This window comes from Micromonospora saelicesensis, from assembly GCF_900091575.1.
Taxonomy (GTDB): domain Bacteria; phylum Actinomycetota; class Actinomycetes; order Mycobacteriales; family Micromonosporaceae; genus Micromonospora; species Micromonospora saelicesensis.
In genome coordinates, this window is record NZ_FMCR01000003.1 from 541475 (window position 1) to 556834 (window position 15360).

The 15360-nt window shown below is 70.6% G+C and carries 15 protein-coding genes; 7 read left to right on the forward strand and 8 right to left on the reverse strand.

Annotation, left to right across the window (positions count from 1 at the left end):
• Positions 1-99 precede the first annotated feature (99 nt).
• Genes GA0070561_RS15575 through GA0070561_RS15585 form a run of 3 tightly spaced genes read left to right on the forward strand, consistent with a single transcriptional unit; the run spans position 100 to position 3814 of the window.
• Complete coding sequence (locus GA0070561_RS15575; RefSeq protein WP_091402152.1) at positions 100-1968, forward strand: ABC transporter ATP-binding protein; 1869 nt, start codon at positions 100-102, stop codon at positions 1966-1968.
• Between the two features lie 53 nt (positions 1969-2021).
• On the forward strand, positions 2022-3155 hold the full coding sequence (locus GA0070561_RS15580) for a sensor histidine kinase (RefSeq protein ID WP_091401106.1): 1134 nt from the start codon (positions 2022-2024) through the stop codon (positions 3153-3155).
• Positions 3152-3814, forward strand: a complete 663-nt coding sequence (locus tag GA0070561_RS15585; RefSeq protein ID WP_091401108.1) for a response regulator — start codon at positions 3152-3154, stop codon at positions 3812-3814. The genes GA0070561_RS15580 and GA0070561_RS15585 overlap by 4 nt, the downstream gene beginning before the upstream one ends.
• Positions 3815-3913: 99 nt before the next feature.
• Here the strand turns inward: GA0070561_RS15585 and GA0070561_RS15590 are convergent, their stop codons facing one another.
• Entirely contained in the window at positions 3914-4231 is a 318-nt protein-coding gene (locus GA0070561_RS15590; protein ID WP_244166250.1) for a DUF6223 family protein, read from the reverse strand.
• 523 nt (positions 4232-4754) lie between these two features.
• On the opposite strand from GA0070561_RS15590, the gene GA0070561_RS15595 reads away from it, so the two are divergent.
• Positions 4755-5135 (forward strand): hypothetical protein, encoded by a 381-nt coding sequence (locus GA0070561_RS15595; RefSeq protein ID WP_141710381.1) that lies wholly within the window; start codon positions 4755-4757, stop codon positions 5133-5135.
• Here the strand turns inward: GA0070561_RS15595 and GA0070561_RS15600 are convergent.
• Positions 5114-5623: a nitroreductase/quinone reductase family protein gene (locus tag GA0070561_RS15600; protein WP_091401115.1), complete on the reverse strand. Its 510-nt coding sequence runs from the start codon at positions 5621-5623 to the stop codon at positions 5114-5116. The genes GA0070561_RS15595 and GA0070561_RS15600 overlap by 22 nt on opposite strands.
• A 173-nt stretch (positions 5624-5796) precedes the next feature.
• Positions 5797-6552: a hypothetical protein gene (locus GA0070561_RS15605; RefSeq protein WP_141710382.1), complete on the reverse strand. Its 756-nt coding sequence runs from the start codon at positions 6550-6552 to the stop codon at positions 5797-5799.
• Positions 6553-6893: 341 nt separating this feature from the next.
• On the opposite strand from GA0070561_RS15605, the gene argS reads away from it, so the two are divergent.
• Entirely contained in the window at positions 6894-8612 is a 1719-nt protein-coding gene (gene argS / locus GA0070561_RS15615) for an arginine--tRNA ligase (RefSeq protein ID WP_091401122.1), read from the forward strand.
• A 21-nt stretch (positions 8613-8633) separates the two neighbouring features.
• Here argS and GA0070561_RS15620 read toward each other — a convergent pair whose 3' ends face one another.
• From GA0070561_RS15620 to GA0070561_RS15635, 3 genes are all read right to left on the reverse strand, one after another.
• Positions 8634-8975 (reverse strand): ArsR/SmtB family transcription factor, encoded by a 342-nt coding sequence (locus tag GA0070561_RS15620; RefSeq protein ID WP_091401124.1) that lies wholly within the window; start codon positions 8973-8975, stop codon positions 8634-8636.
• Between the two features lie 189 nt (positions 8976-9164).
• The gene (locus GA0070561_RS15625; protein WP_091401127.1) at positions 9165-10358 is read right to left on the reverse strand and encodes an endo-1,4-beta-xylanase; all 1194 of its coding nucleotides are present in this window, start codon (positions 10356-10358) and stop codon (positions 9165-9167) included.
• 388 nt (positions 10359-10746) lie between these two features.
• Entirely contained in the window at positions 10747-11583 is an 837-nt protein-coding gene (locus GA0070561_RS15635; RefSeq protein WP_091401129.1) for a PIG-L family deacetylase, read from the reverse strand.
• Between the two features lie 189 nt (positions 11584-11772).
• Here GA0070561_RS15635 and GA0070561_RS15640 point away from each other — a divergent pair, with 189 nt between their 5' ends.
• The gene (locus GA0070561_RS15640; RefSeq protein WP_091401131.1) at positions 11773-12678 is read left to right on the forward strand and encodes an alpha/beta fold hydrolase; all 906 of its coding nucleotides are present in this window, start codon (positions 11773-11775) and stop codon (positions 12676-12678) included.
• A gap of 4 nt (positions 12679-12682) precedes the next feature.
• Here GA0070561_RS15640 and prfH read toward each other — a convergent pair whose 3' ends face one another.
• Positions 12683-13312 (reverse strand): peptide chain release factor H, encoded by a 630-nt coding sequence (gene prfH / locus GA0070561_RS15645; RefSeq protein ID WP_181541050.1) that lies wholly within the window; start codon positions 13310-13312, stop codon positions 12683-12685.
• A complete protein-coding gene (locus tag GA0070561_RS15650) occupies positions 13309-14496 on the reverse strand; it encodes an RNA ligase RtcB family protein (RefSeq protein ID WP_091401133.1) in 1188 nt (395 codons plus the stop codon). Before GA0070561_RS15650 ends, prfH begins: the two co-directional genes overlap by 4 nt.
• A 172-nt stretch (positions 14497-14668) precedes the next feature.
• Between GA0070561_RS15650 and GA0070561_RS15655 the strand changes: the two genes are divergently transcribed.
• Entirely contained in the window at positions 14669-15199 is a 531-nt protein-coding gene (locus GA0070561_RS15655; RefSeq protein WP_091401135.1) for a P-loop NTPase family protein, read from the forward strand.
• The last annotated feature ends 161 nt before the right edge of the window (positions 15200-15360 follow it).

Here is a 15360-nt window from a genome sequence, read left to right on the forward strand (position 1 = left end):
TACGACATGTTCGAGACCGCCACCGCAGAGGCCCGCCGTGTTCGACCGGGCCAACCCGGCCCTGGGCGCACGGAGTCGGTGCTGCCGGAGCTGCGGGAGATGTGGTGGGAGACCGGGGTCCGGGCGCGCGCGGAGGCCGGCGTCTTCGCCGTCTTCGCGGAGCTGCCCAGGCTCGTCTGGACGGCCATCGGTATCAGTTGGCGCGCGGACCGGATCCGTACCGGTGTGGTGGCCGCGGCCACTGTCGGCGCGGGGGTGATGGCCGCCTTCGGCCTGTTGGCCACGCAGCGGGTGTTGGTGGAACTGTTCGCCGGCGGACCGACCGCGGACAAGGTACGGGCGGCGCTGCCCGCGTTGGCCGTGCTGGCGGCGACGGTCGCGCTCCGCGCCGGGATGGGCATCGCCACCGGGTACGCGCAGAACGGGTTGACGCCCCGGGTGAGCCGTGAGGTGGAGCGGGGCCTGTTCGAGGTGTCCACAGCGGTCCGGTTGGAGGCGTTCGACGCCGACGCGTTCGCCGATGACATGGAACGCGCCTCGCGCGGCACCGAGTCGACGATCGGGCTGGTGCAGGCGTCGATGAACCTGCTCGCCGGGTTGGCCGGGCTGCTCGCCGTGGCGGCCGCCGTCGTCATCATTCATCCGCTGCTGCTGCTGGCGCTGCTGGTCGCCACCGTGCCCAACGCGTGGGCGTCATTGCGGGCCGGGCATCTGCGCTACCAGACGTACACCGCCGGATCGGTGCGTCGACGTCGACTGTGGCTGCTGCACAAGTTGATGGCCGAACGTGCCTCGGCCCCGGAGTTGCGCTCCTACGGGCTGCGCCGGTTCCTGCTCGACCAGTACGACCGGGTGATGCAGGTGGAGACTGACATCCAGCTCGCCCTCGCCCGGCGGGTCACCACGACCACCACGGTCGGAGCCATCGTCGGCGGTCTCGCGACCGGCACCGTCTACGCCCTGCTCGGGTTGCTGCTCCTCGACGGGCAGATCCCGCTCGCCGCCGCGGCGACCTGCGTCATCGCGGTGCAGTCCGCGCAGCGGTCCCTGGCCATCGCCACCTTTCAGGTCGACCACGTCTACACCGAGGGGCAGCACTTCGGCGACTACACCGGGTTCATGACCCGCGCCGACGCCTACCTGCCGACCAGCACCGGACCCGTTGCCGCGGCCGATCCTGATCGGCTGCGGGAGTTGACCGTCAACGAGGTGAGCCTGCGCTACCCCGATCGGGACGACCGCGCCGTCGACGGCGTGACGTTGACGATCACCGCCGGGCAGACTGTCGCGTTCGTCGGGGAGAACGGCTCGGGCAAGACGACCCTCGCCGCGATGATCGCCGGCCTTCGCGCCCCCAGCGAGGGCAGCATCGAGTGGAACGGCCGCCCGTTGGCGGACTGGAACGTCGAGGGGCTGCGCGCCCGGATCGCGGTGGTGACGCAGGAATACCACAAGTGGCCGTTCACCGCGGCCACGAACATCGCCATCGGCGACGTCGACAGCGAGGCCCGGCAGGATCGCATCGAGGCCGCCGCCGGCCGCGCCGTCGCCCACGACATGATCAATGAACTTCCGCACGGGTACGAGACGCTGCTCGACCGGACCTTCGCGCGAGGCCAGGACCTCTCCGGTGGGCAGTGGCAGCGCATCACGGCGGCTCGCGGGTTCCTGCGCGACGCCGAACTGCTGATCATGGATGAGCCGTCCTCCGCGCTCGACCCCCGCGCCGAGGACGCCCTGTTCCAGACCATCCGGGACCGGAGAGGTCGTGCCACAACGATCCTCATCACGCACCGGCTCGCCAACGTCCGGCACGCCGACCGGATCTTCGTCCTGCACCACGGTCGGCTCGTCGAGGCCGGCACGCACGCCGACCTCGTCGCCACCGGCGGTCGGTACGCCGAGCTGTTCGCCCTCCAGGCCGCCGGCTACGACGCGAACCTGGCCGAGGGCCACCGGCACACCTGAACCGTCCAGTCGGACCTTCTCCCACTGGATCGCGGGAGGCTAGGCTTCGGCCCATGTCAGGGTGGCGGGGCCGGACGGCGGACGCGGCCCTGGTGCCCGCCGTGGGTCTGGTCGCCGTCACGGGCCTGGTGGTGCAGTCGCGCGGCATCGACACCGCCGCCGAATGGGCGGCGCTGCTGGCGGTGCTGCTCTCCACCGGCGCGCTGTACGTCCGCCGCCGTCACCCGGTGCCGGTGGGCGTCGTGGCGCTGGCTGCCATCGGCGCGTACGGAGCTTTGCTGCACCGTCCCGGTCCGATCATGTTGGTGTTCGTCGTGGCGCTCTACACCGTCGTCGACGAGGGGTATCTCGCGGTCGCCATCGGGCTCGGTCTCGCCTCGGTGATCGCCTTCGCCGTGGCGGACAGCTACAACCGGTCCCCGAACACCACGAACGGGGCGACGCTGCTGCACGCCGGTTGGCTCGTCGCGGTCATCGTCGGCGTGACCCGCAACCGCCGTGCCTACCTCGCCGAGGCGCAGGCCCGAGCGGTCGTCGCCGAGCAGCGGATGGAGGAGGAAGCCCGGCGACGGGCCACCGAGGAGCGGCTGCGCATTGCCCGGGAGTTGCACGACGTGCTCGGCCACCACCTGTCGTTGATCAACGTGCAGGCCAGCGCCGCGTTGCACCGACCCGACCCGGTCCGTTCCGAGCAGGCCCTCACCGCTATCAAACAGACCAGCAAGGAGACGTTGAGTGAGTTGCGCGCGACGCTCGGCGCACTGCGGCAGGCCCCGGCGGTCGTGCCCGCACCCGGTCTGAACCGCCTCGGTGATCTGATCAGGACGGCCGCCCGGCCGGAGTTGGAGATCCGCACCGAGCTGGCCGAGACGCGGTCGCTACCGCCGGAGGTCGATCTGGCGGTGTACCGGATCGTCCAGGAGGCGCTCACCAACGTGGCGCGCCACGCGCGTGCCACCACCGCGGTGGTCCGCGTGCGGCCCGATCACGACGACGTGCTCGTGGAGGTCGAGGACGACGGCACCGGCCAGCCGGGTTCGCCGGGCAGCGGGATCCGCGGAATGCGGGAGCGGGCACGGGCACTCGGCGGTTCGTTGACCACTGGCGCGCAGCCGGACGGGGGCTTCCGGGTCAGCGCCCGTCTGCCGATGCGAGCCGACGTGGCGCCGGTGGGGGAGCAGACGTGATCCGGCTGCTCATCGTCGACGACCAGACCCTCGTACGCGCCGGCTTCCGGTCCATTCTCGACGGTGAGGACGGTCTCGAGGTGGTCGGCGAGGCTGCCGACGGATTCGAGGCGGTGCGGCTGGCCCGGCAACTGCGACCCGATGTCGTCCTCATGGACATCCGGATGCCCGGGCTCGACGGCCTGGCCGCCACTGGTGAGATCGTCGCGAACTGCGATGCTCGCGTCATCATCCTGACCACGTTCGACCTGGACGATTACGTCTACGCCGCGCTGCGGGCCGGTGCCAGCGGCTTCCTGGTCAAGGACACCGAGCCAGCGGAGTTGATCCACGGAGTGCGGGTGGTGGCCCGGGGTGACGCGCTGATCGCGCCGTCGATCACCCGGCGGTTGATCGCCGAGTTCGCGGCCCGGGCCAAACATCCCGACCCCGGGCCGCGACTGAGCGTGCTCACCGAGCGGGAGCGTGAAGTGCTGACGCTGGTCGCCGCCGGCCTCTCCAACGACGAGATCGCGGCGCGGTTGGTGCTGAGCCCGGCGACCGCCAAGACACATGTCAGCCGGATCATGACCAAGGCCCAGGCCCGGGACCGAGCCCAGTTGGTGATCCTCGCCTACGAGTCCGGTCTGACCGTGCCTGGTTGGCTCGCTCGCTCCTGACCACCACGACGGGCTGGTCGGCCGGAACGACCACCGGCGGGCCAGCCTCCGGATGGAACGAGATCAGCCAGGCCGATTCCACGCCGGGACCGGTCAGGGTCAGCCCGCCAGGCGGCCGGTGCGGCGCGCCCGAAGCAGGGCCAGCCCGCCGAGCACCACGCCGGCCAGTCCGACCGCCAGCGCCACATAGGCCCCGCCTCGCCCGTTGCCCGTGCCGATGCCACTGTCGGAGGTGGCCACCACCAACCCGCCGAGCGCCATGCCGATCAGCCCCATCGCCAGGGCCAGGACCGCTCCGAGACTCCCCGAGCCGGTACCGAGCCGACTGGCGGGGCGGGCCAGGGCCAGTCCTCCGATGACGGTGCCGACCAGCCCCAACAGGACGGCCGCGCTGGCGCCGAGACGCCCGGAACTCATGGAAAGAGCAGTGGCTGCGGTTGGCTGGGCCGCGACGTGCGCCGCTGCCGGTGCGGCCAGCTCGATCCCTCCCAGCGGGGCGGCTACGGCGGTGGCAAGCAGGTGACGAACGGACATCGTGGATCCCCTCGGTCGCGTGACGGGTACGGGTGGCAGCCTAGGAAGCAAACCGCTGGTGAGTCGTCATGCCGGAGTTGCCGGTGGGCCTACCACCCGGGGTGTACGCCCTCGGGACGTCGTACCGCCGCAGTTGTCTCCAGGCCACCGTCAGGCACCTGTTACTGACGCGCGTGCCAGCCGCCAATGCGCCTCTGACCTGCGGTTTTGTCGGATCAGAGCAGTGGCGTTCGGGGCCTGGGAGTGGTACGACTGATACCCGGACCAGGTGGTGCGGGGTCAGTAGGAGGTGGCGGATGCATCTCACGAGCACCACGCCCCGGCGGCGGCCCTTCCGAAGGACGGCTACCGCGGTCCTGCCCGCATGCGAGATCGGGGCCGCGTCCTCGTGGCTGACGGACCCACGATGACAAGACCGGAAGACGCGGAGAGGGCGGCCGCCTACGCCCGCGGTCTGGACGCGGGCCGGATCGAGCAACGTCTACAGGGGCACGATGAGCACCTGCGAAGGATCAACGGCTCGATCGACGCGATGACGCAGGCGCTCCGGTCTCTCACCGAGGAACTCCGCGGCAACGTCACTCTGTTCAGCGCCAACGTGACAGCGGACCGCCGTGACGCCAGTGAGCGGGACAGGATCGCGGCAGTTCGAGTGGAGGAGGCGGGCATCGTCGAGTCCCAGCGGACGGTCCGGTGGACGGCATGGCAGCGCTGGTTCGCCGTCATCGGCGCGATCGTCCTGGTCGTGAACTTCGGCCTGGGTCTCTACCTCGCGTTCGGCCGTTGACCCGATGTCGGGGAGTCGCCATCCGATCTGGGCTCCAGCACCACCACTGCGGTCTCGGAGAGCCGCCGCGCCGCGTGGGCCTCGAAGTTCTTGTCCGCCTCGCGCCAGCGGGGCCACAGCCGTGACCGCTCGTCGTCGGTGGCGACGCGGCCGCGCACCAGCCGCCGTCCGTCGACCAGATCGACTGACGCGTCCGGGTGCGCCCGGAGGTTGAGCCACCAGGCGGGGGCACCCTCACCCCAGCCGTTCATCGCCACCCCGACCAGGTTCGGGCCATCCTCGAAGTACGCGAGAATGACGCTGCGCTGCTGGCCGGTGCGGCGGCCGGTCGTGGTCAGCCGCAGCGTGCCCCACCGGTTCTCGCGCGGTCGCCACAGCCCGATCCGGCTGCCGGTGACCCGGTACAGGCCCCGGTGCACCGACCAGGCCAGTCGGATGAACCACCTCGGCGGGAGCCATGGTGCCTTCGTTTCCTGACCGTCCGACATGACGACCTCCTCCGCCGATCAACGCTGATGGCCCGGGTGGCTGCGTCACGCGGTTGCGGCCGCCACAGTGGACCGAGATCCTCAAGTCTTCCGGCGCGAGCGCGACTCGCGTCCGGGTGTCCATGATTCGACCGAGGATCGAACCGATCGGTGGAAGCCCGCGTCGGGGTGTGCTACCGGTGCCAGGCGTCGATGGTGCGGACGCCGTCGCGGACGACCCGGTCCAGGATGGCGGGGTTGCCGCTGGTGCCCTCCCATCCCTGGTCGTCGAAGACCGTCACCGCGTTGTCGACGCGGGCCACCGCGATCTGGCTGGACGCGGTGTCGCCGGTGCGTTCGCCGTTCAGGCTCGTCTCGGGCCAGGTCCGGGTCATCAGCAACGACTCGTCGCCGACCCCGGGCAGTGCCTGACTCTTGACGGTGACGCGGATTCCGGACTGGTCGTACGAGGGGCACGCCTGCACGGCGGTGCGGAGACGGCCCAGGTAACCCGAGGCGCCGTCGCCGTCGAAGGTGAAGATGGTCTGGTGGATCATCCCCTGCGGCACGTTGCTGGAGGGCTCGCCGGCCTTCTGGTAGGTGACGGTCATCGCGGCGCTCGCGGTGACCTGCCGGCCGCCGGTGCCGAACTCGTTGCCGCACAGCTTCGGCAGGGCCTCCTCGACGGGCGTCGTCCGTCGGGGAGACTTCCGCAGCTCGGCGGGCAACTCGACGAAGGCCGAGGTCGGGATGGTCACCGGGGTGCTCGCGCTCGGCGATGGTGGCTCTGTCGGGGGCGCCGACGCCGACGCGGTGGCCGGTGCGGTGGTCGCCGGGGCCGAGCCGGGCGGATCCTCGGTGGTGGTGCAGCCAGCGGCGAGCGTGACGGCGCCGAGCAGCGCGAGCGCGCGTCGCGTACGGGTCACCGGCAGTGGTGTGTATCGGCTCATCGTCACCCCTCGTCTGTCAGTGGGCAGTTCCCTGCCCGGTGTCCAACGAAACGACCACGCCCCGGGCACCGACCGGACCACCGGAATCGAGGTGTCGTCGCGTCGGCCGGGCCGCTAAGCTGCCCCGCATGACCAGCGTGATCGCTCAGTGCACCGGACTGTCGTGTGACGTCCAGGTCGGCGCGGGGCGACGCCGGCGATCCGTCGCCCGCCCGCGCTGACCTGTTTCCTGCGACCGGCGGATCGAGCCGCCGGTCGTTCGCTGGTCGTCCTCGGTCCGCCCGTATCTCCCCGTCAACGGCTCGCGTGACAGCGCGGGTCCGAGCGAGATCGGCGTACTCATGGATCTTGAAAAGTTGTTGTCCGACCGGCTGGCACCGGCGTTCGCGGCGGTGGCCGGCGGCCCGGTCGACCCGCTCGTGCGGCGGTCTCCGCGTGCGGACTTCCAGTCCGACGCGGCGCTGGCACTGGCCCGGCGGCTCGGTCGCCCGCCGCGCGACATCGCCGCGGCGGTTCTGGCGCACGCGGTGCTCGACGACGTCGGCGTGTCGGCGGAGGTCTCCGGGCCGGGTTTCCTCAACCTGAGGGTTACCGATGGGGCCCTGGCCGACCTGGTCGCCGGGCTGGCCGGTGACGCCCGGCTCGGCGTGCCACCGACGGCGACGCCGCAGACCGTGGTGGTCGACTACTCGGCGCCCAACGTGGCGAAGGAGATGCACGTCGGTCATCTCCGCTCCACAGTCATCGGTGATGCGGCGGTCCGGCTGCTGGACTGGCTCGGGCACCGGGTGGTGCGGGTCAACCACCTGGGTGACTGGGGGACACCGTTCGGCATGCTGATCGAGCACCTGATCGACCTCGGTGAGGCCGACGCCGCGCAGAACCTGTCGATGGGGGACCTGGACACCTTCTACCGGGCGGCCCGGGTGAAGTTCGACGCCGACGAGGCGTTCCAGGAACGGTCGCGGCTGCGGGTGGTCGCGTTGCAGGGCGGTGACGAACGGACCCGCCGGTTGTGGCGGCTGCTGGTGACGCAGTCCGAGCGGTACTTCCTGACCGTGTACGACCTGCTCGACGTGACGTTGTCCGCTGCCGACTTTCGGGGCGAGAGCGCCTACAACGACCTGCTCGCGGGCGTCGTCGACGACCTGGACCGGCTAGGGCTGCTGCTGCCCAGCGGTGGGGCCGGGTGCGTCTTTCCGCCCGGGTTCACCGGCCGGGACGGCGAGCCGTTGCCGCTGATCGTGCGCAAGAGTGACGGTGGGTACGGCTATCCGGCCACCGACCTGGCCGCACTGCGGCAGCGCGTCGGCGAGCTGGGCGCTACCCGGCTGCTGTACGTCGTCGGCCTACCGCAGCGGCAGCACTTCGCGATGGTGTTCGCCGTCGCTGAGGCGGCCGGCTGGCTCTGCCCGACGGCCCGGGCCGAGCACCTGGGCTTCGGGTCCATCCTCGGCACCGACGGGCGGATGCTGCGAAGCCGGGCCGGGGAGTCGGTGAAGCTGGTCGGGCTGTTGGAGGAGGCGGTCGCCCGGGCCACCGACCTGGCCCGGAGCAGGAACCCGGAGCTGGACGCCGGGACCGCCGACGAGATCGGCCGCGCGGTGGGCATCGGTGCCATCAAGTACGCCGACCTGTCCGTCGACCGGACCAAGGACTACGTCCTGGACTGGGAACGGATGTTGGCGCTGGACGGCAACACCGCGCCCTACCTTCAGTACGCGTACGCCCGGATCCGGTCCGTGCTGCGGCGGGCCGGGACCGCCGTGCGGCCGGACGCGCCCATCGTGGTGGCGCAGCCGGCGGAGCGGGCGCTCGCGGTCGAGTTGCTCGGCTTCGCCGGGGTGGTCGGCGAGCTGGAGCGGAGCCTCGAGTTTCACCAGCTCGCCGGTTACCTGCACCGACTCGCGACCGCGTTCAACGCGTTCTACGAGCGCTGCCCGGTGTTGCGTGCCACGGATGAGCTGCGGGAGAGCCGGCTGCTGCTGGCCGAGCTGACCGCCCGGACCCTGCGGCAGGGGCTGCACCTGCTCGGCATCCGCACGCTGGAGCGGATGTGACGAGCCAGCCTTCCGCCCCGGTCAGCGGGCCCTCTTCGTCGCCCGCTTCCGGGGCGGCGTCAACAGGTCGGCGATCTGCGCGATCGCGGCGGGCACCAGGCGGTAGTACGCCCAGACCCCGCGCTTGTCGCGTTCGAGTAGGCCGGCCTCGGTGAGGATCCGAAGGTGATGACTCACCGTCGGCTGGGAGAGATTGAGCGCCGCGGTGAGGTCAGTCACTGACGCCTCACCTTCCGGCGCGGACTGGATCAGGCTGAGCAACCGGAGTCGCGCCGGATCGGCGAAGGCCTTCAGCACCCCCGCTAGCCGCTCGGCATCGGCCCGCTTGATGGGATCGCCGGTGAGCGGCGAGATCGCAGGCATGGCAGTTTTCGCAGTTCCCACGCCTGCCATAGTGACACCAACACCATCAATAAACCGGCAGATCCGGCACCAGCCCTCCGATGGCGTCCGGATGGCGCAACGGAACCACCGAATGTGAGTCGAACGTCGACGTCCGTGGTGGCACACGGGCCGTGTGGAGCTTCGGGAAGCTCCACACGGCCCCGGGCGTCAACGGCGGGGTTTGGGTGCGATGCGGGGCAGGACGTACGGCGGCCCTGCGAAGATCAGGTCCGACTTCAACTCCTGGTACGCCCGCTTGGGCTGGTAGTTCTCGTCGTAGATGGTGGCCAGGCCCTCCGGCGGGTCGTCGAACCAGCCCGGCACCCACGAATGGTTGTCACTGAAACCCCAGACCGTGTACGACAGGCAGCTCCGCACGGCGAGGCACGCCTTCATCAGCACGCTGAAGTTTGCGGCCGACGCCTGTAGCCGGGGGTTGATCTCCTCCGAGTTGCCGGCCTGGACGCCCTCCGTCAGCTGGCTGCGGACGTCGACCTCGGTGAACGCGGTCGCGACGCCGAGCCCGCTGAACTTCTTCAGCGCGGCGGTCACCTGGAGGGTGTCGAAGTTGCCGTACTGGGTGCCGAGGTGCCCCTGGGAGCCGACGCCGTCGATCGGGACGCCCTGGGCGCGCAGGCTCTTGGTCATGTCGTACACGAACTGGGTCTTGTCGTCCGCCGGGTTGCCCGAGCCGAACGCCTCGATGTTGTAGTCGTTGTAGAACAGCAGGGCCTTGGGGTCGGCGGCCCGAGCCCAGCGGAACGCGTCGGCTATGTAGCCGGGCCCGAGGTTCTGCGCCCAGAATCCCTTGTAGTGCAGGGTCGACGGGGTGTCCCACGGGTCGCTGACGGCCTCGTTGACAACGTCCCACTGCCAGATCTTGCCCTTGTAGCGGTTCACGACGGTGGTGATGTGCTTGCGCAGCAGCTCGCGCAGCTCCTGCTTGCTGATGGAGCCGTCGGCGACGCCGCTGGTCAACCAGGCGGGCAGCTGGTTGTGCCAGACCAGCACGTGACCGCGCACGCTCTGCCGGTTGCGCTTGGCGAAGTCGACGAACTGGTCGGCCGGCCCCCAGTTGTAGGCGCCGCGGGTGGGCTCCAGGCTCTCCCACTTCATGACGTTCTCGGCGGTGACCGAGGCGAACTCCGAGGAGACCAGCTTGCGGTACTGCGGGTCGCTGGCGTCGTTGAGGGCATCCATGCTGACCGCGGTGCCGACGTGCAGGCCATGGCGCAGGCCGAGGGTGCCGAGGCTCTGCGTCGTGGGGTCGTACGGTCGACTCGCGGTCGCCGGCACCGTGTTCAGCGTGGCGATGGTCGCGACGGCGACCAGGCCGACGGTCGACCACTGTCTTAACTTCATGTGCCTTCCCTTCCAGACGATCAATAGATAGACGTCGATCTAGGAGGTGAGGGTTCGGTGTTGACGGGCGGGAAGCCGATCGGGTCGGGTGGCGCCGGTAGTTCCGGCCGGAAACCGGAAACTTGCTCGAAACGTTAAGCCGATCTATGTCTGGGCGTCAACGCTGAAAACTTCCGGAAATTCATCACATGACCTGCCCAGCGCTGAGTGGCCAGCGGTCGAAACTTTCGGCGACCGGCGACCGGCGACCGGCGACCGGCGACCGGCGACCGGCGACCGGCGACCGGCGACCGGCGACCGGTTCGCGTGGTGAGGTCATCGCGGCGCACTCCACCAGGCATCGTCGACCCGGTGGCCGACGATGCCTGGTGGCGCTACGGAAGGGTGATCAGCGCAGACCGGCGAAGAGGTCGTCCTCGGGGGTCGGCGCGCCCGTCCGGTCGCGGACCCGCACCCGCACGAAGGTCTCCACGCCCATCAGCTCGGTGAACCGCTCCTGGCCCAGTTGCAGGAAGAAGATGTTCTCGGTCTGACTGGCGTGCGTGGCCAGCGCGTCGAACTTCTGGGCGCCGTACTTGCTCGTGTCGACCCAGGTGGTGATCTCGTCGTCGGGCAGGCCGAGCTGCGGCCCCGGCTCCGTCGCCGCGTCCGGCTCGGCCCACTCGACGCCGAGCTCCTTCATGATCCGGCCGAACTCCGCGAACGCCGTACGCGGCACCGTGGTCCAGTAGACCTTCGCCGGGACGTCCGTCTGCTCGACGGCGGCCATGGTGATCCGATGGGCCTGGATGTGGTCCGGGTGGCCGTAGAAACCGTTCTCGTCGTACGTGACGATCACGTCCGGCTGGTACCGCCGAATCAGCTCGGCGAGCCGGGCCGCCGCCTCGGACACCGGTGTCGTCCAGAACGCGCCGGGCAGGTCGTTGGTGGGCCAGCCCATCATCCCGGAGTCGGCGTAGCCGAGCGTCTCCAGGTGGGTGACGTTCAGCGTGGCGCAGCTGGCCTCCAGCTCGGCCTGGCGCATCGCCACCACGGCCGCCGGGTCGTGCCCCTCCTCGCCCGGCTTGACCCCACCCGGGCCGTCCCCACATCGCCCGTCGGTGCAGGTAACCAGCACTGTGGTGACCCCCTCGGCGGCATAGCGGGCAAGGACGCCGCCGGTGCTCGTCGCCTCGTCGTCGGGGTGGGCGTGAACCGCCATCAGGGTCAGAGGTCGCTCAGCCATGCCATCACCCTACGGTCATCCGGCTACGGCCCCACGACCTCCATCCCGACGATCTGCGGGAGCGGGCATCTTACCCAGTGCGGCATCCGTCGAGCGGTCCTTGTGCGATCGGCGCTCAGGCTCAGGGCAGGTCGCTAGATTCGGGCCTGATCGGCACATCCGAGCAGGTCCGGACGCGGGGAGAAGTCGATGGCAAGGGCCACTGGCGGGTTCACCGACCTGCGACAGGTCGAGGCCGGTGTCCTGAACGTCGGATACGTGGACGCCGGGCCGCCCGACGGGGACGCGGTGATCCTCCTGCACGGGTGGCCCTACGACATCCACAGCTTCGCCGACGTCGTGCCGCTGCTCACCGCCGCCGGTCAGCGGGTCGTCGTCCCGTACCTGCGGGGCTACGGCACGACCCGGTTCCTGTCCGCCGACACCATGCGAAACGGTGAACCGGCGGCCATGGGGCTCGACCTCATCGCCCTGATGGACGCCCTGAACATCGACACCGCGAAGCTCGCCGGGTTCGACTGGGGCGCGCGGACCGCCGATGTCGTCGCCGCGCTGTGGCCCGAACGCTGCCGGGGTCTGGTCTCGGTGAGCGGCTACCTGATCGACGGGCAGAAGTCGGGCACGGTCCCGTTGCCGCCGAAGGCGGAGTTCGCGTGGTGGTACCAGTACTACTTCGCCACCGAGCGCGGTCGGGAAGGGTACGACAAGAACCGGCGCGACTTCGCCAAGCTGATCTGGCACACCGCGTCCCCCAGATGGACGTTCGACGACGCGACGTTCGACCGCAGTGCGGTGGCGCTCGACAACCCCGATCACGTCGACATCGTCATCCACAACTACCGCTGGCGGCTGGCCCTCGCCGACGGCGAGCCGCAGTACGCGGAGATCGAGGAGCGCCTGGCCGCGAAGCCGAAGATCACGGTGCCCAGCATCTCGCTGGAGGGCGATGCCAACGGTGCGCCGCACCTGGAGCCCACCGTCTACGGCAAGCAGTTCGCCGGCCCGTACGAGCACCGGACCGTCGGGGGCGGTGTCGGGCACAACCTGCCGCAGGAGGCACCGCAGGCATTCGCGGACGCGGTGCTGGAAGTCTGAGTCGCTAGCCTCCCGTTCGTCGGGGCGTTGGACGTTCCACCCGCACCGGATCGCCGCGAACCAGCCCGTCGTGGATGCGCCACCGGGCGGTGGTGACGGCACGCCGCGCCGCCTCGTCGCCCTGCTCGATGCGTTGGCGCAGCAGGTCGAGGGCGATCCGGCGGTTGAGGCTGAACTGCCGCTCCTCGTCCACCACGACCACCAGGCCCGAGGGGCGGTGCCTTGCGCGTACCGCCGTGCTGGCTTTGTTCCGGTGCTGACCACCCGGCCCGCCGGTGCGGCAGGCGACGATGTCGACGTCCGCCTCGCGAAACGTCGTCGGCGGGGCGTCCCGTTCGGGCGGCTGGGCGGTGACGTACCAGTTCTTCCGGCCGGTGCCCGACCGGTACGGGCTCGGGGCCTGCCAGCACAGCGTTCCGGTCCACGAGGCCGCGAACGCCTCGGCGTCGACGCCGGAGATCCGGATCAGGACCGACCGGTAGGTGCCGGTGCGGTCACCGGGAATCGCCTCGACCTGCTGGATCGTCAGACCTCGGCGGACGCCCTCGCCCCGCAGACGGTGCAGCAGTTGATTCAGTGCCCAGGCGCACTCCTGCGGCCCACGCCCGGCCGACATCAGCAGGAACGTGGTCACGAGCGGCCTCGCCGACCGCGGTGGCCCCGCCGCTCCGAACGTGGGGCGGACCCGAGGTCGGGCGTCTTGTAGGTGACCACTGGCGTCGTGCTGACCACCGGTGTGGCCAGCCGGTGCTCGACCAGGTCGGCGATCACCTGCTCGACGCGCTTGTACGCCGTGGGCGCCTCCTCGAAGAGCAGTTGCCGGTCACCGCACACCACCAGCGAACCCACCGGGGTACGGCGTAGCTCCTCGACCGTGTGCTTGGCCCGGCCCCGCCGCAGGGCGTCGGCGCGCGACATCTTGCGCCCAGCGCCGTGGGCCACCGAATGGTTGGCCTCCGGCCCGGCGTGCGCGGCCACCAGGTAGGACGCCGTTCCCCGGGTGCCGGCGATCAGAACATCGCGCCCGTCACCCGGAGCCGCGCCCTTGCGGTGCAGGTAGATCCCGTCCCGGACCTCGACCAGGTTGTGGCACTGGTCGACGATCGGCGCGGTGGGGTCGGCCCCCAACGCGTGCGCCACCCGGGCGGCCAGCACCCGGCGGTTGAGCGAACCCCAACGCACTGCGTCGTCGTGCATGCCCAGGTAGGCGGCGGGGTCGGGCGCCGGCCCGGCGCCGTGGACCTCGGTGTGCGCCCGCAGGATCCGCTCGCCCAGGCCACGGGAACCGCTGTGCACGATCAGCACGAGATCGCCCGCGTCGAGCCCGAGCCGGCCCGCGTGCCGTACGTCGAAGACGGTGTCGACGCGGGCCAGCTCCACGAAGTGGTTGCCCCGGCCCACCGTCCCGAGGCCGTCCAGGTGACCGGCCGGAACGTCACCGTCGACTTCGGCCCAGGCCGGGTCGTCGGCGTCGCGCACCGGGTCGAGCGCCTGGTCGAGGTCGGGGAACCGGGCGGCGAGCCGTTCCGGTACGGCCCGCTTGAGCTTGATCGGAAACACGGCGATGCCGCAGCCGATGTCGGAGCCAACCAGGAACGGGTACAGCACTGTCGACGCCATGGCCGCGCCGATGGGCGCGCCCTTGCCGGGATGCAGGTCCGGCATCGCCGCGACGTGCCGCATGCCGTGAAGGGTGGCGACCTGTTGGCACTGTGCGAGCGCGTCGGACTCGATCCAGCTCGCGGGAGAGGCGAACACCGTGACGGTGGCCGGGGCGGACGGGGGCAGGGGCTCCCGAGGGAGGTGGTGCTGGGACAAGGAGGCTCATCTCTGGCTGCGAACGTGAAAGCGGACGGCGTCACGGCCCCCGGGAGGCATCACCGGTGGCGCGGAGCAGGGGGTGGAGTCCGTCAGTACGTCATGGACGTCACTCTGGCCGAGGCGCGCCAGGCACGACAACTGATTTTCCTTCACGACGTACGCTGCCGCGATGAGCGCACCGCGTCGCATCCTGGTCTACGGGGTGTACGGCTCCGGCAAGTCCACTCTCGCGGCGCGGTTGGCCGAACACCTCGGACTGCCCTGGTATCCGGTGGACGATCTGCTCTGGCAACCGGGCTGGGTCGAGGTGCCGGTCACCCAGCAGCGCAGCCGGATCGAGGAGATCTGCCGACGGGACCGCTGGATCATCGACGGGGCGTACCACGGCTGGCGCGACGTCCCGATGGCCCGCGCCGACCTGGTCGTCGGCCTGGACTATCCACGATGGCGTTCGTTCGGGCGGTTGCTCCGCCGCACCGTCCGCCGGGTGGTCACCGGCGAGGTGATCTGCAACGGCAACCGTGAGTCGCTGAGCAGTGTGCTGTCCCCGGACTCGATCCTGGTGTGGCACGTCACCGCGTTCGGCCGGGCCCGACGGCGGATGCGGGCCTGGCAGGCCGACCCGTCCGCGCCGCCCGTGGTGTTACTGCGCTCCCCGGCGGAGCTGGACGTCTGGCTGGCCGGGCTGCCCCGCCGCTGAGGCCGCGCGGACCTACCTGGTGCGCCTCGGCGACCCCCGGCCACGGATCCTGCTTCTACCTCTCGCACGAGCGCGAGGACGACGCCATGCGCGAGCTGGGGGCTCGTCCGTGGCGAACGCGTCGTCGGCCCGCTCCCGGTGAGGAGTGGGCCGACGACGTG